We start from the raw sequence: 19,256 nt of genomic DNA on the forward strand, positions 1-19,256 counted from the left end.
CTCACATGCCTTCGGGGCCGCGGGCGATGGCCGCCACGCCCGTGCGGGCCACGTCCACCAGCCCGAGGGGCCGCATCAGCTCGACGAAGGCGTCGATCTTGCCGGGATCTCCGGTGAGTTCGAACACGAAGCTCTCCAGCGTGGTGTCCATGATCCGGCCGCGGAAAGCCTCGTTGAGCCGCAGGGCCTCGACGCGCTTCTCGCCCGTCGAGCGCACCTTGATCAGCGCCAGTTCGCGCTCGACCGAGGGCCCGGCCACGGTGATGTCCACGACCTTATGCACCGGCACGATCTTCGAGAGCAGCGCCTTGATCTGCTCGATCACCATGGGCGAGCCCGTGGTGACGATGGTGATCCGCGAGAGATGTTCGTTATGGTCCACCTCGGCGACGGTCAGGCTCTCGATATTGTAGCCGCGCCCCGAAAACAGCCCGATGATCCGGGCCAGAACGCCCGATTCATTATCGACCAGAACCGCCATGGTGTGGCGCTCGATGGTCTCCGGCTTCTGCATCACGCTCATGTTTCGGCTCCTTACGCCAGCCCAGTCAAACCAACATCGCGCCGGCGGCGTCGATGGCGCCTTCGGTGTCGGCTTCGCCCAGCAGCATCTCGTTATGCGCCTTGCCCGAGGGAATCATGGGGAAGCAGTTCTCATGTCTCTCCACGAGGCAGTCGAAGATGACCGGGCCGTCATAGGCGAGCATCTCGGCGATGGCGCCGTCCAGCTCCTCGGGCTTCTCGGCGCGGACGCCCTTGCAGCCGAAGGCCTCGGCCAGCTTGACGAAATCGGGCAGGGCCTCGGAATAGCTGGAGGAATAGCGCTCGCCATGGAGCAGCTGCTGCCATTGGCGCACCATGCCGAGGCGCTCGTTGTTCAGGATGAAGATCTTGATCGGCAGGCGATATTGCACCGCCGTGCTCATCTCCTGCATGGTCATCAGGAAGCTGGCCTCGCCCGCCACGTCGATCACCAGAGACTTCGGATGCGCCATCTGCACGCCGACGGCCGCCGGAACGCCGTAGCCCATGGTTCCGAGCCCGCCCGAGGTCATCCAGCGGTTGGGCTCCTCGAATTTCAGGAACTGCGCCGCCCACATCTGATGCTGGCCGACTTCGGTGGTGATGTAGAAATCCTTCTTCTCGATGGCGGCCTGCAGGCGCTGGAGCGCATATTGCGGCTTGATGGTGGTTTCGCTCGGGGCGTAGCGGAAGCAGTCGACGGCGCGCCAGCTCTCGATCTGACGCCACCAGTCCTTGACCGCGTTCTTCTGGCTTTTCGAGCCGCCGGATTTCCAGATGCGAAGCATGTCCTCCAGCGCCACGGCGCAATCCCCGACGATCCCGACGTCCGCGCGCACGGTCTTGTTGATCGAGGAGGGATCGATGTCGATGTGGATCTTCTTGGAGCCCGGCGAAAAGGCGTCGAGGCGTCCGGTGATGCGGTCGTCGAAGCGGGCGCCGATGTTGATCATCACGTCGCAGCCGTGCATCGCGAGATTGGCCTCGTAAGAGCCGTGCATGCCCAGCATCCCGAGCCATTGCTTGTCCGAAGCCGGATAGGCGCCCAGACCCATCAAAGTCGAGGTGACGGGAAAGCCCGTGGCCCGGGCGAATTCGCGCAGCAGCCGCGTGGCGTTGGGGCCGGAGTTGATCACGCCGCCGCCGGTGTAGAAGATCGGCCGCTCGGCGCGCTCGATCAGCTCCACGGCTTTTTTAATGTCGGAGAGATCGCCGCGCGTCTGGGGATTATAGCTCTTGCGCCGGGATTCGCGGGCCGGGACATAGACGCCCGGCGACATCTGCACGTTCTTGGGGATGTCCACCAGCACCGGGCCGGGACGCCCCGTGGTCGCCACCTGAAAAGCCTGATGCATGGCCTTGGCGAGGTCGTTCGCGTCCTTCACCAGCCAGTTATGCTTGGTGCAGGGGCGGGTGATGCCCACCGTGTCGGCTTCCTGAAAGGCGTCGGTGCCGATGAGGAAGCTGCCCACCTGACCCGAAATGCAGATGATCGGGATCGAATCCATCAGGGCGTCCTGCAGGCCCGTCACGGCGTTGGTGGCGCCGGGGCCGGAGGTCACCAGCAGCACGCCCGGCTTGCCCGTGGAGCGCGCATAGCCCTCGGCGGCGTGCGCCGCGCCCTGCTCATGGCGGACGAGGACGTGCTGGATGGCGTTTTGCTTGAAGATTTCGTCGTAGATCGGCAGAACCGCGCCGCCCGGATAGCCGAAGATCACCTCGACTCCCTGATCCTTCAGGGCTTTCAGCACGATCTCCGCGCCGGTCATGGTCTGCGACATGATGATTTCCTCAAACTTCCTCGACATCGCCGCCGTCTCGCCGTCTGGGGCTCCGGGGGACGGAGCGCGGCGATTCGGAAATGAAAAAGGGGCCTCGAAGGCCCCCCGAATAGCGCGCCCTGCGCCGACGGATCATCCCGCCGCGCTCAGGCGCGCCCCGTAACGATAAGAACGCCGCGCATGGACATCGGCTCGACTCCCTGAACCCCGCCTGCGCCGGAGGCTCCTCCGGGAACTTCGCGCGGGAATGGCGGGCAAATTAATCAGGCTCCGGGAGCGCGTCAAGACGCGAATCGCGAGTCATGGAGGAAAATAGCGGGAAACAGCGTCATCCGCGCAATAATCTTGCTCGGAAAGCTTTAACCAGTCGCGGGCGCGGTTGCGAAACCACGTATCCTGGCGTTTGGCGTAGCGGCGGGTGTTGACGATCGCCTTCTCGCGGGCCGCCTCGAAGCTCATGCGGCCTTGCAGATAGGCGGTCAATTCCGGCGCCCCATGAGCCTGAAGTCCGGGGATCTGCGGCGGCAGGCCGCGCGCGAGAACCTTGCGGGCCTCCTCAAGGGCGCCTTCCGCCAGCATCTGGTCGAATCGGATCTCGATGCGCGGCAGGAGCCAATCGCGGTCCGGCGTCAGCGCGACCGCGACGCAGGCCGTCAAGGGGAGAAGCGGCGGCGGAGTCTCCCGCGCCCAGTGCGCGAGGCCCCGGCCGGTGCCTTTCAGCACCTCCCAGGCTCTTTGCACGCGGCGGGGATTGGCGCGGTCCAGAACCTCCAGAGTCTCGGCGTCCAGTTCGGCGAGGAGTCCGGCGGCTCCCTCGCGGGCGATGCGCTCGGCGGTCTCGGCGCGGAGTTCGGGCGGAATCGGCGGAATCTCCGCGAGGCCCTTGGTCAGGGCCTCGAAGTAAAGCCCCGTGCCGCCCACGAAGACCGGACGCCAGCCCTTCGCCGCGCAGAGCTCCAGAGCCTCCTTCGCCTCGCGCAGCCAGTCGCCGACGCTATAGGGCAGGGCGGCGTCGCGATGGCCGTAAAGCAGATGCGGGACGCGGGCGGCCTCGGCCTCCGAAGGCCGCGCCGAGAGCAGCCGCCAATCGGCGTAGACCTGCATGGAATCGGCGTTGATCGAAGCCCCGCCGTCTCGTTCCGCCACGGCCAAGGCCAGCGCCGATTTCCCCGAGGCGGTCGGGCCGCCGATGAGAATCGGCGGGGCTTTGCGGAAGGCTTCGGCGAGGGAATTCGTCGTGGCGGCGGGCATGGGGGCGGGATCCGGGAGCTGGAATCGAAAGCGCCGCGCTCCGGCGGAGGCGGCGCTTCCGGCGATTCGGCGATCTTAGCGCGGATCGACCGGCGAAATATCCTCCAAGTCGGGGGCCTCCTCGACCGGCGCGGCCTCCTCCTCAAGAGCGGGGGCGACCTCTTCGGCGGGCTCATCCTCCTCCGAAGCGGCGGGCGCGACGCCCTCGCGCAGCTCCTGCTTCAGCGGCCCGAGAAGCTCGTCGAGGTCGATCCATTCCTCTTCCTCGCCGGTCGGGGCGTCGAGGTCGATGACCTCCTCGCCTTCCTCTTCGCCCGCGGCGGCGGCCCGCAGAGCCTCCTGCGCGGCCGTGACGGCGGCCTGAGCCTCCGTCAGCGCGCTGAGGGCGCGGTCCAGATCCGCCATGGCCCCGGCTACGGAGCGCGATCCTTGAGGGGCGGGCTCGGTTTCGGCGTCCCAGAGATGCTGAAGCTCGGCGGTCACCTGATCGGTGTGGTCGTCCGTGGTCTCCACGAAGGCGCCGTAGACCACGAGGAAGGCGTTGTAGACGCCGCCGTTGACGACGGGGCACATGATGAGCACGTCGTTGTCGCCGGGCTCAAGATCATAGCCGTATTTGGTCCAGCTGTCGGATTCGACGCTGTGGCCGCCATTGGCTTCGAGATAGGCGTTCAGCACGCGGTCGGCGCGGTCCATGCAGAGATCCCGGCTTTCGACCTCGCCCAGATCCGTCACCACCCAGCCCTCTGCGAGGGCGGGCCCTGCGAGAGCGGTCGCGCAGGTCATCGCCAGAGCGGCGCAGATGCGTGTCATGGGCTTTTCCTCCTCCCGACCCGGCGGAGGCGCCGGGATTCTCTCGGAGGATCATGCCCATGGCGAGGGCGGGCCGCAAGCCCGCCTCTCGCTCGGGCGCCCGTTCTTGAGGTCAGCCTCGCGGCCTCCTCAGGGCGCGGGCGGAGTTTAGCGCGGGGCGTTGTCCCACTGCTCCTTGAGCCGCTCGGCGACGGTGTCGGTGAAATCCTCCTTCGAGTCTTCGAAGGCTCCGTAGACGCTGAGGAAGGCGTTATAGACGCCGCCGTTGACCACCGGGCACATGATGAGCACGTCGTTGTCGCCGGGCTTGAGGTCGTAGCCATAGGCGGTCCAGCTGTCTTTTTCGACGCTATGGCCGCCGAAGGAGCCGAGATAGCCGTTCAGGACGCTCTCGGCGCGGCTCATGCAGATTTCGCGCGTGGCGGTCTCGCCCAGATCCATCACCACCCAGCCTTCCGCGGCGGCGGGCAGGGTCAGACTCGCTGTGAGGACGGCGACAAGGGCTCCGACGCGTTTCATGAGGCTTCTCCTTCAATTCAAGCAGGACGGGTCACGCAGAAGACTGAGGATTCTCTATGGGAATGAGAAACGCAATCCGTAAAAAAGACGTGCGCGCCGAAGAAGCGCCGCCAATCAGGCGAGTTCCTGCGTCGAATATCGAGGAAAAGGCGACGGAGCGGAGACGAGGCGAAAAAATCGCGAGGACTCAACCCGCCGTCGTCGGAGCCGCGCCCCGGGCGGGAAGGAGCCTCGCCACGGGCGCCGCCGGATTCAGGTTCGGGGCCGGGATCTCGCCCGCGCAGAGCGAGCGGCCGCGCACGGCGTCGGCGGCCTCGATCTCCAGATCCTCGGTGAAGGCGGAGCCGGTGAAGGCCACGGCGTTCAGCGTCGGGCTGATGGAGGCGTAGCGCAGGCGCAGAACCTCGGCGCCGGAGAGGTCGCGGGCGCGAATCCCCTCGTCGGCGATCTCCAGATCCGCGAAAGGCGCGCCCGGCCCGCGCCAGCAGCGCGCCGCATGCAGCGAGACGGCTCCGCCGACCTCCTGAAGGCTCAGATTCGGAAAGACCGCCAATTTGGCCTCGGCGCCGAGCTGGTCCAGCGGCGTCGCCTTGACCGAAACGACGGGCGCGGCGGCGGGCGGCGGTCGCAGACGGGAATCCACGCTTGCGGAGGGCGGGCGCGTCGAGGCGCAGCCCGCCGCCGTCAGAGCCGCCAGAACGACGAGGACGGGCTTAAGGGCGCGGGTCATGCGGCTTCCTGCGTCAGGGTCTCGAACATGGGCAGGCCGTCCACGCCGCCGAGGATCGCCTCGATGGCGCGCTCGGGATGGGGCATCATGCCCAGCACGCGGCGGTTCTCCGAGAGGATTCCGGCGATGCGGCGCTCGGAGCCGTTGACCTCCTCGGCGTAGCGGAAGGCGACGCGGCTTTCGCCCTCCAGTCGGTCGAGGGTCTCGGCTTCGGCGACGTAGCGGCCGTCATGATGGGCGATGGGCAGACGAATCCGCGCGCCCGCCTCATAGCCGCGCCCGAAGGGGCTTTGCGTCTCCTCGACGATCAGCTCCACGGGCTTGCAGAGGAAATCCAGACCGGCGTTGCGCATCAGGGCGCCGGGGAGCAATCCGGCTTCGGTCAGCACCTGAAAGCCGTTGCAGACGCCGAGCACCATCCCGCCCCGCGCGGCGAAATCCGCCACCGCCCGCATGGCCGGAGAGCGCGCCGCGATGGCGCCGCTGCGCAGGTAGTCGCCGAAGGAGAAGCCGCCCGGAACCACCGCCAGATCCACGCCCAGAGGCAGCTCCGCCTCCTTATGCCAGACCATCTTGGGTTTGCGCCCCGAAACGCGCTCCAGAGCGACGGCCATGTCGCGGTCGCAATTGGAGCCGGGGAAGACCAGAACCGCGCTTTTCATGCTGCGCTCGCCTCCGTTGGGGGGATGCGGATGGGGGGTGCGGGAGAGGGGCCGCTCCGCCCCTCTCCCGGATCAGCCCGAAGTCAGTTCAGGATCTCGACGCGCCAGGTCTCGACGACCGTATTCGCCAGAAGCTGACGGCACATGGCGTCCACCTGGGCGCGGGCGGCCTCGGGGTCGGTCTCGTCGAGATCCAGATCCAGCACCTTGCCCTGACGCACGCCCTTCACGCCCTCGAAGCCGAGGGTTCCGAGCGCATGGGCCACCGCCGCGCCCTGCGGATCGAGAACGCCCGGCTTCAGACTCACATGCACGCGCGCTTTCATGGTCAGGTCTCCTCAGGATCTTCCTTGCCGCGGAGCGCGGCGGGGGGATCTTCCTTGCCGCGCTGGGCGGCGGGCTCGTCTTTGCGGCGCGAGGCCGCGGGCTTGGCCCTTTCGGGCGTCGAACCGGCGGAGCGCTTCGCCCCTTCCGCTCTTAAGCGGCGCCGGTTCGCAAGTTCGCTTCAATGAACGAGCTTGGGCCCGCCTTCGTCGTCGCCGGCCGAGACGTTTTCGGGCATCACGCCGAGCCGCCGCGCCACTTCGGCGTAGGCCTCGACCAGATCGCCGAGATTCTCGCGGAAGACGTCCTTATCGAGCTTGCGCCCGCTCTTGACGTCCCAGAGCCGCATGGAGTCGGGGCTGATCTCGTCGGCGAGCAGCACGACCTGCGTGTCGCCGTCCCAGATATGGCCGAACTCGATTTTGAAATCGACGAGCTTCAGCCCGACGCCCATGAACAGGCCGCTCAGGAAGTCGTTCACCCGCAGAGCCATGGAGATCATGTCGTCCATGTCCTGCTGGCCCGCCCAGTTGAAGGCGGCGATATGCTCTTCGCTGACCATCGGGTCGCCGAGCTTGTCGTCTTTGTAATAGAATTCGACGATGGGGCGCGGCAGGGCCTCGCCTTGGGTCAGGCCGAGCTTCTTGACGAGGCTGCCCGCCGCGACGTTGCGCACCACCACTTCCAGCGGGATGATCTCCACGGCCCGGATGAGCTGCTCGCGCATGTTGATGCGGCGGATGAAATGCGTCCGTATGCCGATGGCGTTGAGCTGCGTCATCAGGAATTCGGAGATGCGGTTGTTCAGAACGCCCTTGCCGTCGACGATGGCGTGCTTCTGCTTGTTGAAGGCTGTCGCGTCATCCTTGAAATATTGGACCAGCGTTCCCGGCTCCGGCCCTTCGTAGAGATTCTTGGCCTTGCCTTCGTAAACGAGACGCCGACGGCTCATGGAAGCCTCCGTGAGGGCGGCTCGACCGCATGCGGGAGCCGCAAAGAAGGGAGGGAGCCGCCGGAGATTCCGACGGCTCGCCTTTCGCGCTGTATATGGGGAGCGGCGGCGTCCCGCAAGCGCGGCGGAGGCGCGCAGGGAGACCGGCGAGGTTTCAGGGGGCGTCTTCAGAGCGCGAGGCGCATCAGGACGTCGTCGTAAAACCGCCCCTCCACGGCGTGGGCCTCCGGCATTAGGCCGATCTCCGCGAAGCCGAGCCGGGCGTAAAGCGCGCGGGCGGCGGCGTTCTGCGTCATGACGTCGAGATGGACGGCGCGCAGGCCCGGAAGGCTCCGGGCGTGGTCGAGCGCGGCCTCGACCAGTCCTGAGGCGAGACCCCGCCCGCGCTGGTCAGGCGTCAGATAGACATGGACGAGCGCCGCGAGATGGCGGCGTCTGGGGCTGGATTCCCGCCAGATCCCGCTCAGACCGACCATACGATCCTCCGCGAAGCCGCCGAAGAGCGCCAGATCTCCCGCAGGCTCCAGCCGCGCCCGCCAGAATTCAGGCGGGCGGGCGCTTTCCTCCTCGAAGCTTGCGCCGAAATGCGCAGGCTCCTCGCGCAGGGCGCGCAGCCGCAAGGCTTGATAGGCTTCGAGATCCTCGGGCGTCAGGCGTCGAACGAACATGGCGAACCTCCTCTTCGCCCCCGGAAGGGGACGAAGCCGGAGATCAGCGCGGATTCCCTGCGGAGTCGAGGATCAAAACTCCTCCTGCATCCCCTTGGGAGACTCGGCTTCGGCCCGCAATCCGCTGCGCCAAGCCAGAATCGCCAGAACCGGAGTCGCCAGCGAGAGCAGGATCAGCGTCGGCCAAAGTCCGATCCGCGAGACGAAGAGCCAATCCATGGCCGCGTCGAAACGCTGAAGGAATTCCGGAGAGGAGGGAAACAAAGCATAACCGAATTGAGCGCCCGTCTGGGCGATCACGAAAATCATAAGCGATGCGGCCGCAAGCGCCCTGCTGATGGGATTCATGGCGGTCTCCGGGAATGTCGGGGTGATCCTTGGCGGTCAGTATGCTCCGGATTTACGAAGGAAACCTCTCCGTCCGGCGGGGTCGGACGAAAAAAAGCGCGGAGTTCGCGCTTTTTTGAGGTTTGGACGAAAGAGGGTCGAAAACCGGGGCGCCGCCCTTGCCTCGGGGCGGCGCCGGAGTCGCGTCAGGCGACGGGCTCAAGCTCGGGCTCGGCCCGCAGAAGGCCCTTGTCGACCGCCAGCTCCTTCATACGCTGCTGGAGCTTCTCGAAGGCCCGCACCTCGATCTGGCGGATGCGCTCGCGCGAGACGCCGTAGACCTCGGCGAGCTGCTCCAGCGTGGCCGGATCGTCCTGCAGGCGGCGCTCGGTGAGGATGCGCTGCTCGCGTTCGGTGAGGCCGCCCATGGCCTCCGCGAGGATCTCGCGGCGGGCGTCCATCTCCTCGCGCTCGGCGTAGTCTCCGGCTTGGTCGGCGTTCTCGTCGGCGAGCCAATCCTGCCATTCGGAGGTCGCGTCGCCGTCGGATTTCACCGGCGCGTTCAGCGACTGGTCGCCGCCGCCCTGAAGGCGGCGGTTCATGGCCACCACCTCGTCGGCGGGCACGTTGAGCTTGGTGGCGATCTGCGCGACGGCGTCGGGATGCAGATCCCCGTCCTCCAGCGCGTTGATCTGGGATTTGGCGCGGCGCAGATTGAAGAACAGCTTCTTCTGCGCGGCGGTGGTGCCCATTTTCACCAGCGACCAGGATCTGAGGATGTATTCTTGAATGGCGGCCCGAATCCACCACATGGCGTAGGTGGCCAGACGGAAGCCGCGCTCCGGATCGAAGCGCTTCACCGCCTGCATCAGGCCCACGTTGGCCTCCGAGATCACTTCGGAGACCGGCAGGCCGTAGCCGCGATAGCCCATCGCGATCTTCGCCGCGAGGCGCAGATGCGACGTCACCATTTTATGCGCCGCCTCGCGATCTTCGCGGTCGGCCCAAGCTTTGGCGAGGAGATATTCCTCCTCAGGCTGGAGCATTGGGAATTTCCGGATTTCGCTCAGGTAGCGGCTCAAGCCGCTGTCCGAGGACAGGGCCGGCAGATTGCCATAGCTCATGGAGTCGCTCCTATTTCTAACCCTTGGCGCGATTTGGAAACCTCGCGCCCCCACCATCGGCATCATAGAAAGAATCTGGTCAAGACTGTGACCGGAGCCTTAAGATTTCTCCATGAGCGCCTTAAGATTTCTTCATGAATCCGCGCAAATCCTCCAGCAGGCGGGCGAAGGCGGGCGGGGGCGGAGCGCAAAAGGTCAGCATAGCCCCGTTTTCCGGATGCGGGAAACTCAGCCGCCCGGCGTGAAGGGCTTGGCCCTCCAGTCCGGCGATGGAGGCGCGCAGAGATTCGGGCGCGCCTTCGGGAATCGGGCGGGCGCGGCCATAAACCGGATCGCCGATCAGCGGATGGCCCAGATAAGCCATATGGACGCGGATCTGATGGGTGCGCCCGGTCTCCAGCTTGCAGCGCAGGAGGGAGGCGAAGGCGAGATCCCCCTCTTCCTCTCCGAGCGCGAAGCGCTCCTGAACCCGGACCCGCGTGACGGCCCGCCGCGCCGCGCCGCTCGATTCGGGTTTGACCACCGCCATGCGCTTGCGGTCGGCCGGATGGCGGCCGAGGAGGGTCTCCAGCCGCAGCACGTCGCCCGTCTCGAAGCTCACGCCGTCGAGCCCGCGGATTCGGCCGCTGGCGCTGGAGGGCGAGCCCCAGCAGACCGCCTCATAGACGCGCTCCAGATCATGGGCGGCGAATCGGGCCGCGAGGGCCTGATGGGCGGCGTCGGTCTTGGCGACCACGAGGACGCCGCTGGTGTCCTTATCGATGCGATGGACGATTCCGGGGCGGATCTCGCCGCCGATTCCCGAGAGGCTCGCGCCGCAATGATGGAGCAGGGCGTTGACCAAAGTGCCGCTCGGCGTGCCCGGCGCCGGATGGACCGCCATGCCCACGGGCTTGTTCACCACCACGATCTGGGCGTCCTCATAAAGGATCTCCAGCGGAATGGCCTCGGGCTGAGGGCGGGCCGGGACGGGGGCGGGGGGCGAGACCCGCCAGACCTCGCCGGCTTTGACCTTGCGGGAAAGCTCCGTTAGCTTCGCGCCCGATCCGGCGGACCCGGCCGGATCGAGCCGCTCCACGGCGCCTTGCGCCGCCAGAGCCTGAAGCCGCGAGCGGCTGAGCGCCAGATCCGGCGCCGCCTGCGCGAGGGCTTCGGCCAAAGCGCGGTCGGCCCGCAGCCCTTCGGCTCCGGGCGGCAGGGTCACGATCAAGGGCGCGGGCGCGTTCGGGATCGGCTGGGAGGGCGTCGCGCCCTCATCTTCGCCCGGATCTTCTTCAAGGTCGGAGTTCATGCGCGAGACGGAAGCCGAAAACCTCTCCGAAGTCGAGGAATATCCTGAAGCCCCGCAATTTCGCCTTCTGCGGCGGCTGGTGAGCCTGCTGCTCATGACGCTGATCGTCGCCACCATGGCGATCACGCTGGCGCTGGTCTCGAAGCTGGCGAGCTTCGGCGGCTCCTCCGCCGAGGTCGCGGCGGCGCCGGGGCTGCGTTTGGCGGCGGGCGAGCGCATCGAGGCGGTGGGCTTCGAGCAAGGTTCGGGCGGCGCGCGGGCCCTCGTGGCGGTGGAGGGTCCGGAGGGCGCGCGGCGCCTCGTGGTGCTGGAGATTCCGCCGGGCGGCGAGATTCTCGTCGAGCCGCCGAAAAATGCCCATTGACCGCCTGTCGCAAGACCGTTAAGAAGCCTCCCACGCCTGCAAGGGCGGTCCCGCGCCGCGTCCCCATCGTCTAGTGGCCTAGGACACCAGCCTCTCACGTTGGGAACAGGGGTTCGAGTCCCCTTGGGGACGCCACGCGCGTCACGAAAAAGCCTCTCCGCAAGGAGGGGCTTTTCGTTTTTCCCGCCTTCAGGCGAAGCGGCGCCCATGAAAAAGGCGGCGGATCGCTCCGCCGCCCCTGTGGCCGCCTTCCGCAGGAGAATCAATCCTCTTCCTGAAAGACCTCTTCGCGGCGTTTGCGGATCGAGGGCAGCAGCACCACGAGCAGCACCAGAACCGTCGCGATCAGCAAGCCCGCGCTGATGGGGCGCGTGAGGAAGGTCGTGGGGTCTCCGCGCGAGATCAGCATGGCGCGGCGGAGATTCTCCTCCATCATCGGCCCGAGCACGAAGCCGAGCAGCAAAGGCGCGGGCTCGCATTTCAGCTTCAGCATGAGGTAGCCGACCAGACCGAAGGCGCAGATCGAATAAAGGTCGAAGGCGTTGCCGTTGACGCTGTAGACGCCCACCGAGCAGAAGGCCATGATGATCGGGAAGAGGATGTAGTAAGGCACCGTCAGCATCTTCACCCAAAGCCCGATCAAAGGCAGATTGAGCAGCAGAAGCAGAAGATTGCCGATCCACATCGAGGCGATCAGACCCCAGAAGAGGTCCGGCTTCTCCGCCGCCACGCCCGGTCCGGGCGTGATGCCCTGGATGATCATCGCGCCGACCATCAGCGCCATCACGGGATTGGCCGGAATGCCGAGGGTCAGCAGCGGAATGAAGCTCGTCTGAGCGCCCGCGTTATTGGCCGATTCGGGGCCCGCCACGCCTTCGATGGCGCCCTTGCCGAACTCCTCCGGATGCTTCGAGATCCGCTTCTCGACCGTATAGGCCGCGAAGCTGGCGAGAATCGCGCCGCCGCCCGGCAGAATGCCCAGAAGCGAGCCGATGCCCGTGCCGCGCAGCACCGGACCGGCCATGCGGCGGAAGTCCTCTTTGCTCGGCCAGAGATTCGAGACCTTGGTCTGCAGCACCGTGCGCGTCTTCTCGTCTTCGAGATTGCGCAGAATCTCCGCCACGCCGAAGACGCCCACCGCCAGAGCCACGAAGCTCAGGCCGTCGGCGAATTCGCGGACTCCGAAGATGAAGCGCTCGCTGCCCGTGAAGACGTCGGTTCCCACCAGACCCAGCAGAAGCCCCAGAACCACCATGGCCAGAGCCTTGAGGATCGAGCCGTGCGCCAGAGCGATGGAGGCCACCAGACCCAGCAGCATCAGCGAGAAATATTCCGCCGGGCCGAATTTCAGCGCCACCGTGGTCAGAGGCGGCGCGAAGATCGCCACCAGCAGCGTCGAGACGCAGCCCGCGAAGAAGCTGCCGAGCGCCGCCACCGCCAAAGCCGTTCCGGCGCGGCCTTTGCGGGCCATCTGATAGCCGTCGATGGCCGTGACCGCCGAAGAGGATTCGCCGGGCAGATTGATCAGAATCGCCGTGGTCGAGCCGCCGTATTGCGCGCCGTAGTAAATGCCCGCCAGCATGATCAGCGCCGAAGTCGGGCCGAGCTGGAAGGTCAGAGGCAGCAGCATGGCGATGGTGGCCGTCACGCCGAGGCCGGGCAGAACGCCGACCAAGGTGCCGAGCAGCACGCCCGCCAGACAAAACAGCAGATTCTCCGGCGTGGCCGCCGTCTGGAAGCCGAGAATCAGATTATCGAAGATGTTCATGGGCTCAGCCTCCCGTCGCGGGCGGGGGAGGGGGCGGCGCCGAAGCGAAGAGGCCCTTGACCCAAGCGATGGCCGGAGAAAGATTCGGAACCAAATTCGCGATGGGCTCCGGAATCCAGGGCCCGATGCGCGGATAGGGCAAGCCCAGGCCATAGCTGAAGGCCGCCATGGAGAAGAGCGCCACGCACAGCGCGAGGATCAGCGCCTTGACCGGCTTCATCTTCACCGAGGCGAAGCTGGCGATCAGAGCGCAGAGAAACACCGAGGGCCCGAAGCCGAGCCCCCGCACCGTCACGCCGAAGACCACCGGCGCCAGCAGAATCAGCGCCATGCCGCGCCAGGCCACGGCGCCGATGGGCTCGCCTTCATGGCGGGTCGAGACGGCGACGATGAGCAGCCCGAGCAGAATCAGCACGCCCGAAAGCAGCAATGGAAAATAGCCCGGCCCCATGCGGCGCGCCGTGCCCATGTCGAGATCGAACCAGGAGGTCAGGCCGAAGATCAGCCCGAAGACGATGAACATCAGTCCCGCCAGAAGGTCCGTCAGGTCGAATTTCAAGGATTTCATGCGCGCGGAGGCTCCCCCTCGTCAGAAAAGCGAAAGCCCGGCGCTCCGAGGAGGCGCCGGGCGAAGATCCTCGCTGCGGTCAGTCGGCGTATTGGCCCGCCGCCTCGATGATCGGCCGCCAAAGCGCCACTTCGGCCTCCAGCTTGGCCTTGAGCGCCTCAGGCGTGGCCTCCTCGGCGGTGGAGGGCGCGGTGCCCAGCTCCGCGAAGCGCGTCACGACGTTCGGATCGGTCAGCGCCTTCTGCAGCGAGGCCGACAGGCGGCGGTTGACCTCGTCGGGCGTTCCGGCGGGGGTGTAGATCCCGTGCCAGATGCCCGCCTGAAAGCCGGGAATGACTTCGTTCATGGTCGGCAGATCCGGGAAGATCGCCAGCCGCTCCGGCGAGGTCGCGGCGTAGGCTTTGATGGTGCCGCCGTTGATCTGGGTGGTGGTGTTGGTGGTCTGGTCGCACATGAAGTCGACCTGTCCGCCGATGAGGTCGGTCATGGCCGGGCCGGTGCCCTTATAGGGGATGGTCTGGATCGGGGTCTCCAGCGCGCTGAGCAGCATCATGCCGCAAAGATGCGAGGCCGCGCCCAGACCGGCGTTGGCCATGTTGACGTCGTCGGCGTTCTCCTTGAGGTAGGAGATCAGGCCGGGGAGGTCGCCCGGCGGGAAGTCCTTGCGCGCCACGATGGTCATGGGCACGTCGGTCACGAGCCCGACGTAGTCGAAGGCCTCCAGAGTCTTATAGGGCAGCTTGCGGTAAAGCGTGTCGCTGGTGGCCATGCCGATGTGGTGGAGCAGCAGCGTGTAGCCGTCCGGCGCCGAGGCCGCCAGACGCGCCGCGCCCAAAGTGCCGCCCGCGCCGCCGACGTTCTCGACGATGATCGTCTGGCCGAGATCCTTGGTCATGGATTCGGCGACGAGGCGCGCCACGGTGTCGGTGGGGCCGCCCGCCGAGAAGGGCACGATCATGGTGATCTGGCGGGTCGGATATTGCTGAGCCGAAGCCGCGCCCGTCGAAAGAGCCAAGGCGAGCGCGACGGCCCCGCTCTGGGCGAAGATGGAGAAGCGCACGAAGATTCCTCCCGAAACTCTGGTTTTTGCGTCGGAGCGGCCGCGAAACGCCGCGCCGCCCTGCGTTGTCTTCTAGAAAAGCTTATCCGCGCTCTTGACGCAATGGTCGACTGAACAAGGCCGGAATTCCGGAGGAGGTTCAGGGCGGCTTCAAGAGGCGGCGGCGCGCGTGAAGACTCCGAATTCGGCCAGGCCGTCGAGCATGAACTGCACCGCCAGGGCTCCGAGAATCACGCCGAGGATGCGGGTCAGCAGATTCACCGCCGTCGGGCTGATGTGCCGCGCCAGAGAGCTGGAGAGCAGCAGAAAGACCATGGTCAGCGCCATGGCCGTCGCCAGAGCGGCCAGCACCACGGCCCGCGCGCCCCAATCCTCGCCGGAGCGGTTCATGAGCAGAATCACCGTGGCGATGGCGCCGGGACCGGCCAGAAGCGGCAGGGCCAGAGGAAAGATCGAGGGGTCGCTTTCCTGCGGATGATCCGATTCATGGGCGTGCATGGCGGCGTTGGAGCGTCTCTGACTGCGTTTTTCAAAGAGCATCTCGATGGCGATGAGCATCAGCATCAGCCCGCCCGAGACCCGGAAGGCGGGGAGCCCGATTCCGAAGAGCTTGAGGATCTCGGCGCCCGCCAGAGCGAAGACCACCAGAATCGCCGTGGCCGTGATCACCGCCCGGATGGCGATGCGCCGCCGCTGGACGGAATCCATGCCGGGAGTCAGCGCGATGAAGATCGGCACGATGGCGATGGGATCGACCAGCACCAGCAGCGTGACGAGGGTGGGCAGGAAAGCTTCCAGCATGGGCGCGGCTCCGGGCGTCTGAGGATGGGCGACCGCAGGATGGGCGGAGCCGGGGGATCCCTCTCTTTCTCCCTTGCCGGAAAGGGGAATGCAATTCCTCCGGCCCGCCCCCTCCCAGATTCATGGGGGCGTTCGGCGAGGAGGTTCGGCGTGGGGGGCTTCGGCTTTCTCTCGCGGGGCCTCTTGCGGCGAGGGGAGAGATTCGCTAAAACCCCGCTTCGCGAGCGGCGCGGGTGTAGCTCAATGGTAGAGCAGCAGCCTTCCAAGCTGAATACGAGGGTTCGATTCCCTTCACCCGCTCCAAACCCTCCTCAAGAACCATGAGGGGAAGCTTGCGCGGCGGCCTCCAAGCCGCTATCTAAACGCCACGCGCCGGAGGGGTATAGCTCAGCTGGTAGAGCGACGGTCTCCAAAACCGTAGGTCGCGGGTTCGAGCCCTGCTGCCCCTGCCACCGCGCGTATGGGCTTTGAGGCCCGATAGGGGTCGGGTCGTCTCCCGGCCGAAGGAGGGGGCGCCCTCCGCAGCATGATTCGGACAGCCCATGGCCAGAACCTCCCCCGTTCAGTTCATCAATCAGGTGCGCGCCGAGGCCGCCAAGGTCACTTGGCCCACGCGCCGCGAGACGATCACGGCCACCATCTCGGTGATCGTCATGGCCGTTCTGGCGGCGATCTTCTTCGTGCTGGTCGATCAGATCGTGGGCTTGTTCATCCGCTCCATCCTGAGCATCGGCGGCTGAGCCGCCTCTCCATCCTGAGCGTCGGCGGCTGAGCCGCCTCCGTCGAATTCCGGCGGGCCGGGCTTTCGGGGCTCTGCGGGGCTTCGGCGCCCCGGTCTTCGGCTCTGCGTCGATTTTTCCCCTGACGGCTCTTGCCTTCGCGGAGAAGGGCCGATAAAAGGCCCGCATTCCCCGTCGCCTTCATCCGGCGGCGGGATCGTCGTTTTTCTCCGATTCGCAGACGGCGCCTCGCGGCGCCCAGCTTCCGAGGCCTGCCCCCGCGATGGCGAAACGCTGGTACATCGTCCACGCCTACTCCAACTTCGAAAAGAAGGTGGCCGAATCGATTCGCGAGACCGCTCGCCAATTGGGGCTGGAGGAGTCTTTCGAGGAGATCCTCGTGCCGACCGAGGACGTGATCGAAATCCGGCGCGGCCAGAAGATCAACGCCGAGCGGAAGTTCTTCCCCGGCTACGTGATCGTCAAGATGGACATGAACGACGAGACTTACCATCTCGTGAAGAACACCCCCCGCGTCGCGGGCTTCCTCGGCCCTCAGGGCAAGCCGACCCCGGTTTCGGAAAGCGAGATCGAGCGCCTGATCGCGCAGGTCGAGACCCCCGCCGAGCGTCCCCGCACCACCATCGTCTACGAAGTGGGCGAGACGGTGCGCGTGGTGGACGGCCCCTTCGAATCCTTCACCGGCGTGGTGGAGGAGGTGGACGAGATCTCTTCGCGGCTCAAGGTGGCCGTGTCGATCTTCGGACGCGCCACCCCGGTCGAACTGGAATACGCGCAGGTGCAGAAGGCCTCCTGACGGGATCGTCGGGAGCCCCTCCGGGAGGCGGCGGCGGCCGCATCGCGGGGGGACGCGCTTTAGAAGAATTCAGTCTGGGCCTCGGGCGCTCCGGAGCGGAGCGGGGAGGGGTTCGGGCTTCAGGTTTCGCGGGAGGCCGTCGGGCCGCACCGCGCCCGCCTTCGGCTTCGCCGGCCGGGGGCTCAGGACGGAGAGAGACATGGCGAAAAAAGTCATCGGCCAGATCAAGCTGAACGTGCCGGCCGGCAAAGCGACCCCGTCGCCGCCGATCGGTCCGGCGCTGGGTCAGCGCGGCCTGAACATCATCGGCTTCACCAAAGAGTTCAACGCGCGGACTCAGGGTCAGGAGCCGGGCACGCCCCTGCCGACCATCATCACCTATTATCAGGACAAGTCCTTCAGCTTCGAGATCAAGACGGCGCCGACCACCTGGTATCTGAAGAAGGCGGCGGGCATCCAGTCGGCTTCGAAGAAGCCCGGCCGCGAGCCGGCCGGCGTGGTCACTCAGGCCAAGATCCGCGAGATCGCCGAAGCGAAGCTCAAGGACCTGAACGCGGTGGACCTCGAAGCCGCCATGAAGATCATCGAAGGCTCGGCCCGCTCCATGGGCCTGCGGGTGGAGGGCTGACCATGGCCGCTGGAAAACGCATCCGCGCCGCGCGCGCCAATTTCGCCGACAAGCGCAATCTGCCGCTCGACGCCGCGCTGAATCTCGTGAAGGCCAACGCCACCGCGAAATTCGACGAGACCGTCGAGATCGCCGTGAATCTGGGCGTCGACCCCCGTCACGCCGACCAGATGGTCCGCGGCGTGGTGAAGCTGCCGAACGGCACCGGCAAGAGCGTCCGCGTGGCGGTCTTCGCCCGCGGCGCCAAGGCCGACGAAGCGACCAAAGCCGGAGCCGAGATCGTCGGCGCCGAGGATCTGCTTGAGCAGATCCAAGGCGGCAAGATGGATTTCGACCGCGTGATCGCCACGCCGGACATGATGGGCCTCGTGGGCCGTCTCGGCAAGGTGCTGGGCCCCCGCGGCCTGATGCCGAACCCGAAGGTCGGCACCGTGACCATGGACGTGGCGACCGCCGTCGGCGACGCCAAGGGCGGTCAGGTGCAGTTCCGCGTCGAGAAGGCGGGCGTGATCCACGCCGGCATCGGCAAGGCCAGCTTCTCCGCCGAGGCGCTCGCCGAGAACGCCCGCGCCTTCGTCGACGCGCTGAACCGCGCCAAGCCGGCCGGCGCCAAGGGCACCTACGTCAAGAAGGTCTCGCTCTCCTCCACCATGGGACCCGGCGTCTCGGTGGAGAGCTCCGCCTTCTCGACGGCTGCGGCTTCGTAAGAGATTGAAATTCCGCGCCTCCTTCGGGCGGCGCGGTCTCGGAGGGCCTCGGCCCTCCGCCTGTCCAAGACCACGGGCGCCCAAGCGGTTCTCCGCCGAGGCTTAATCTCCCGTTGAGACGGGGTTCCGGATTCAAGACCGCCTTCGGGCGGGTCGCGGTCTCGGGGCCTGCGGACAGGAGCGGCCCCCTCCGGCGTGAAGCCGCAAGAGGGCCGAACCGGGCGCGGCGGATTCTCCCCGCGCCTCTCGTCCAAACCGGCGGGCCGTTTCGGCGGTCCGCCTCAGGTCAGGAGACCGACAATGGACAGAGCTCAGAAACAAGCCGAGATCGAAGAACTCGATCGCGCCTTTTCTGAGTCCGGCGTGGTGGTGATCTCCCACTATGTCGGCTTGACGGTCGCCCAGATGTCCGAATTGCGCGCGCAGATGCGAAACGTCGGCGCGCGCGCGAAAGTGGCGAAGAACACTCTGGCGCGTCGCGCCTTCGAGGGCAAGCCGGGCGCAGGCGCGGCCGAATACCTCAAGGGCCAGACGCTGCTCGCCTTCTCCGAGGATCCCGTCGCCGCCGCCAAGGTGGTCGTCGATTTCTCGAAGAAGAACGACAAGCTGGTGGTGCTCGGCGGCGCGATGGGCGCGACGGTTCTGAACGCCGACGGCGTGAAGGCTCTCGCCGAACTGCCCTCGCTCGACCAGCTGCGCGGCGGCCTCATCGGCCTGCTGCAGGCTCCGGCCTCCAAGGTGGCGCGCGTCGTTCAGGCGCCCGCCGGCCAGTTGGCCCGGGTTTTCGCCGCTTATTCGGAGAAGGACGCCGCCTGACGGCGTCCGGCGACCCTTTAAAAGACGCGCGGCCACGCCTTTTG

The 19,256-nt window shown here is 66.6% G+C and carries 23 protein-coding genes and 3 tRNA genes; 9 read left to right on the forward strand and 17 right to left on the reverse strand.

All coding sequences use genetic code 11. The annotated features are described in order from the left end of the window. Position 1 precedes the first annotated feature (1 nt). The 13 genes from ilvN to B161_RS0101350 form a co-directional block, all read right to left on the reverse strand. Positions 2-523: an acetolactate synthase small subunit gene (gene ilvN / locus B161_RS0101290; protein ID WP_018631541.1), complete on the reverse strand. Its 522-nt coding sequence runs from the start codon at positions 521-523 to the stop codon at positions 2-4. A 25-nt stretch (positions 524-548) separates the two neighbouring features. After that, on the reverse strand, positions 549-2,303 hold the full coding sequence (locus B161_RS0101295) for an acetolactate synthase 3 large subunit (RefSeq protein WP_018631542.1): 1,755 nt from the start codon (positions 2,301-2,303) through the stop codon (positions 549-551). 300 nt (positions 2,304-2,603) lie between these two features. Then, positions 2,604-3,554 carry a tRNA (adenosine(37)-N6)-dimethylallyltransferase MiaA gene (gene miaA, locus B161_RS0101300; RefSeq protein WP_018631543.1) on the reverse strand — a complete coding sequence of 317 codons (951 nt, stop codon included), beginning with the start codon at positions 3,552-3,554 and terminating at the stop codon, positions 2,604-2,606. Between the two features lie 75 nt (positions 3,555-3,629). Continuing rightward, entirely contained in the window at positions 3,630-4,367 is a 738-nt protein-coding gene (locus B161_RS0101305; RefSeq protein WP_018631544.1) for a hypothetical protein, read from the reverse strand. Positions 4,368-4,514: 147 nt separating this feature from the next. Continuing rightward, complete coding sequence (locus tag B161_RS0101310; protein ID WP_018631545.1) at positions 4,515-4,886, reverse strand: hypothetical protein; 372 nt, start codon at positions 4,884-4,886, stop codon at positions 4,515-4,517. 187 nt (positions 4,887-5,073) lie between these two features. Beyond that, a complete protein-coding gene (locus B161_RS0101315) occupies positions 5,074-5,616 on the reverse strand; it encodes a hypothetical protein (protein WP_018631546.1) in 543 nt (180 codons plus the stop codon). After that, positions 5,613-6,278, reverse strand: coding sequence for a phosphoribosylformylglycinamidine synthase subunit PurQ (purQ, locus tag B161_RS0101320; protein WP_018631547.1), 666 nt, complete (start codon positions 6,276-6,278; stop codon positions 5,613-5,615). Before purQ ends, B161_RS0101315 begins: the two co-directional genes overlap by 4 nt. Before the next feature lie 83 nt (positions 6,279-6,361). After that, positions 6,362-6,604 carry a phosphoribosylformylglycinamidine synthase subunit PurS gene (purS, locus tag B161_RS0101325; protein WP_018631548.1) on the reverse strand — a complete coding sequence of 81 codons (243 nt, stop codon included), beginning with the start codon at positions 6,602-6,604 and terminating at the stop codon, positions 6,362-6,364. A 179-nt stretch (positions 6,605-6,783) separates the two neighbouring features. After that, entirely contained in the window at positions 6,784-7,554 is a 771-nt protein-coding gene (gene purC / locus B161_RS0101330; RefSeq protein WP_018631549.1) for a phosphoribosylaminoimidazolesuccinocarboxamide synthase, read from the reverse strand. A 167-nt stretch (positions 7,555-7,721) separates the two neighbouring features. Then, the gene (locus tag B161_RS0101335; RefSeq protein ID WP_018631550.1) at positions 7,722-8,222 is read right to left on the reverse strand and encodes a GNAT family N-acetyltransferase; all 501 of its coding nucleotides are present in this window, start codon (positions 8,220-8,222) and stop codon (positions 7,722-7,724) included. Between the two features lie 72 nt (positions 8,223-8,294). Beyond that, positions 8,295-8,570 (reverse strand): hypothetical protein, encoded by a 276-nt coding sequence (locus tag B161_RS0101340; protein WP_018631551.1) that lies wholly within the window; start codon positions 8,568-8,570, stop codon positions 8,295-8,297. A 185-nt stretch (positions 8,571-8,755) separates the two neighbouring features. Next, positions 8,756-9,673 carry an RNA polymerase sigma factor RpoH gene (gene rpoH, locus B161_RS0101345; protein WP_018631552.1) on the reverse strand — a complete coding sequence of 306 codons (918 nt, stop codon included), beginning with the start codon at positions 9,671-9,673 and terminating at the stop codon, positions 8,756-8,758. Between the two features lie 121 nt (positions 9,674-9,794). After that, complete coding sequence (locus B161_RS0101350) at positions 9,795-10,964, reverse strand: RluA family pseudouridine synthase (protein WP_018631553.1); 1,170 nt, start codon at positions 10,962-10,964, stop codon at positions 9,795-9,797. On the opposite strand from B161_RS0101350, the gene B161_RS0101355 reads away from it, so the two are divergent. Next, complete coding sequence (locus B161_RS0101355; protein ID WP_018631554.1) at positions 10,963-11,328, forward strand: DUF6476 family protein; 366 nt, start codon at positions 10,963-10,965, stop codon at positions 11,326-11,328. The two genes, B161_RS0101350 and B161_RS0101355, sit on opposite strands and share 2 nt — an antisense overlap. A gap of 59 nt (positions 11,329-11,387) precedes the next feature. Continuing rightward, positions 11,388-11,463, forward strand: a tRNA-Glu gene (locus tag B161_RS0101360). A 127-nt stretch (positions 11,464-11,590) separates the two neighbouring features. Here the strand turns inward: B161_RS0101360 and B161_RS0101365 are convergent. The 4 genes from B161_RS0101365 to B161_RS0101380 all read right to left on the reverse strand — a co-directional run bounded on the left by B161_RS0101365 (position 11,591) and on the right by B161_RS0101380 (position 15,525). Next, positions 11,591-13,096, reverse strand: a complete 1,506-nt coding sequence (locus B161_RS0101365; RefSeq protein ID WP_018631555.1) for a tripartite tricarboxylate transporter permease — start codon at positions 13,094-13,096, stop codon at positions 11,591-11,593. A 4-nt stretch (positions 13,097-13,100) separates the two neighbouring features. Continuing rightward, complete coding sequence (locus B161_RS0101370; protein WP_018631556.1) at positions 13,101-13,664, reverse strand: tripartite tricarboxylate transporter TctB family protein; 564 nt, start codon at positions 13,662-13,664, stop codon at positions 13,101-13,103. 79 nt (positions 13,665-13,743) lie between these two features. Next, on the reverse strand, positions 13,744-14,724 hold the full coding sequence (locus B161_RS0101375) for a tripartite tricarboxylate transporter substrate-binding protein (protein WP_018631557.1): 981 nt from the start codon (positions 14,722-14,724) through the stop codon (positions 13,744-13,746). A 150-nt stretch (positions 14,725-14,874) separates the two neighbouring features. Further along, positions 14,875-15,525, reverse strand: coding sequence for a MarC family protein (locus B161_RS0101380; protein ID WP_018631558.1), 651 nt, complete (start codon positions 15,523-15,525; stop codon positions 14,875-14,877). Positions 15,526-15,754: 229 nt separating this feature from the next. Between B161_RS0101380 and B161_RS0101385 the strand changes: the two genes are divergently transcribed. From B161_RS0101385 to rplJ, 7 genes are all read left to right on the forward strand, one after another. After that, positions 15,755-15,828 (forward strand) — tRNA-Gly (locus B161_RS0101385). A gap of 73 nt (positions 15,829-15,901) precedes the next feature. Continuing rightward, a tRNA-Trp gene (locus B161_RS0101390) sits at positions 15,902-15,977 on the forward strand. A 90-nt stretch (positions 15,978-16,067) separates the two neighbouring features. Beyond that, the gene (secE, locus tag B161_RS0101395; RefSeq protein ID WP_018631559.1) at positions 16,068-16,265 is read left to right on the forward strand and encodes a preprotein translocase subunit SecE; all 198 of its coding nucleotides are present in this window, start codon (positions 16,068-16,070) and stop codon (positions 16,263-16,265) included. Between the two features lie 262 nt (positions 16,266-16,527). Next, a complete protein-coding gene (gene nusG, locus B161_RS0101400; protein ID WP_018631560.1) occupies positions 16,528-17,061 on the forward strand; it encodes a transcription termination/antitermination protein NusG in 534 nt (177 codons plus the stop codon). 199 nt (positions 17,062-17,260) lie between these two features. Further along, positions 17,261-17,689, forward strand: coding sequence for a 50S ribosomal protein L11 (gene rplK, locus B161_RS0101405; protein WP_018631561.1), 429 nt, complete (start codon positions 17,261-17,263; stop codon positions 17,687-17,689). Positions 17,690-17,691: 2 nt separating this feature from the next. Beyond that, a complete protein-coding gene (gene rplA, locus B161_RS0101410) occupies positions 17,692-18,396 on the forward strand; it encodes a 50S ribosomal protein L1 (protein ID WP_018631562.1) in 705 nt (234 codons plus the stop codon). Between the two features lie 300 nt (positions 18,397-18,696). Further along, positions 18,697-19,212, forward strand: coding sequence for a 50S ribosomal protein L10 (rplJ, locus tag B161_RS0101415; RefSeq protein ID WP_018631563.1), 516 nt, complete (start codon positions 18,697-18,699; stop codon positions 19,210-19,212). Positions 19,213-19,256: the final 44 nt, after the last annotated feature.

It is taken from the genome of Neomegalonema perideroedes DSM 15528 (assembly GCF_000374145.1).
Lineage (GTDB): Bacteria > Pseudomonadota > Alphaproteobacteria > Rhodobacterales > Rhodobacteraceae > Neomegalonema > Neomegalonema perideroedes.

Excerpts from the sequence above, each read along its gene's own strand:
- B161_RS0101370 (WP_018631556.1), bottom strand. The coding sequence starts at position 13,664 with ATGAAATCCTTGAAATTCGACCTGACGGACCTTCTGGCGGGACTGATG.
- B161_RS0101335 (WP_018631550.1), bottom strand. The coding sequence starts at position 8,222 with ATGTTCGTTCGACGCCTGACGCCCGAGGATCTCGAAGCCTATCAAGCC.
- purC (WP_018631549.1), bottom strand. The coding sequence starts at position 7,554 with ATGAGCCGTCGGCGTCTCGTTTACGAAGGCAAGGCCAAGAATCTCTAC.
- B161_RS0101305 (WP_018631544.1), bottom strand. The coding sequence starts at position 4,367 with ATGACACGCATCTGCGCCGCTCTGGCGATGACCTGCGCGACCGCTCTC.
- purS (WP_018631548.1), bottom strand. The coding sequence starts at position 6,604 with ATGAAAGCGCGCGTGCATGTGAGTCTGAAGCCGGGCGTTCTCGATCCG.
- B161_RS0101295 (WP_018631542.1), bottom strand. The coding sequence starts at position 2,303 with ATGTCGCAGACCATGACCGGCGCGGAGATCGTGCTGAAAGCCCTGAAG.
- rpoH (WP_018631552.1), bottom strand. The coding sequence starts at position 9,673 with ATGAGCTATGGCAATCTGCCGGCCCTGTCCTCGGACAGCGGCTTGAGC.
- purQ (WP_018631547.1), bottom strand. The coding sequence starts at position 6,278 with ATGAAAAGCGCGGTTCTGGTCTTCCCCGGCTCCAATTGCGACCGCGAC.
- rplA (WP_018631562.1), top strand. The coding sequence starts at position 17,692 with ATGGCCGCTGGAAAACGCATCCGCGCCGCGCGCGCCAATTTCGCCGAC.
- rplJ (WP_018631563.1), top strand. The coding sequence starts at position 18,697 with ATGGACAGAGCTCAGAAACAAGCCGAGATCGAAGAACTCGATCGCGCC.
- B161_RS0101355 (WP_018631554.1), top strand. The coding sequence starts at position 10,963 with ATGCGCGAGACGGAAGCCGAAAACCTCTCCGAAGTCGAGGAATATCCT.
- ilvN (WP_018631541.1), bottom strand. The coding sequence starts at position 523 with ATGAGCGTGATGCAGAAGCCGGAGACCATCGAGCGCCACACCATGGCG.
- secE (WP_018631559.1), top strand. The coding sequence starts at position 16,068 with ATGGCCAGAACCTCCCCCGTTCAGTTCATCAATCAGGTGCGCGCCGAG.
- B161_RS0101380 (WP_018631558.1), bottom strand. The coding sequence starts at position 15,525 with ATGCTGGAAGCTTTCCTGCCCACCCTCGTCACGCTGCTGGTGCTGGTC.
- rplK (WP_018631561.1), top strand. The coding sequence starts at position 17,261 with ATGGCGAAAAAAGTCATCGGCCAGATCAAGCTGAACGTGCCGGCCGGC.
- miaA (WP_018631543.1), bottom strand. The coding sequence starts at position 3,554 with ATGCCCGCCGCCACGACGAATTCCCTCGCCGAAGCCTTCCGCAAAGCC.
- B161_RS0101315 (WP_018631546.1), bottom strand. The coding sequence starts at position 5,616 with ATGACCCGCGCCCTTAAGCCCGTCCTCGTCGTTCTGGCGGCTCTGACG.
- B161_RS0101365 (WP_018631555.1), bottom strand. The coding sequence starts at position 13,096 with ATGAACATCTTCGATAATCTGATTCTCGGCTTCCAGACGGCGGCCACG.
- B161_RS0101340 (WP_018631551.1), bottom strand. The coding sequence starts at position 8,570 with ATGAATCCCATCAGCAGGGCGCTTGCGGCCGCATCGCTTATGATTTTC.
- B161_RS0101350 (WP_018631553.1), bottom strand. The coding sequence starts at position 10,964 with ATGAACTCCGACCTTGAAGAAGATCCGGGCGAAGATGAGGGCGCGACG.
- nusG (WP_018631560.1), top strand. The coding sequence starts at position 16,528 with ATGGCGAAACGCTGGTACATCGTCCACGCCTACTCCAACTTCGAAAAG.
- B161_RS0101310 (WP_018631545.1), bottom strand. The coding sequence starts at position 4,886 with ATGAAACGCGTCGGAGCCCTTGTCGCCGTCCTCACAGCGAGTCTGACC.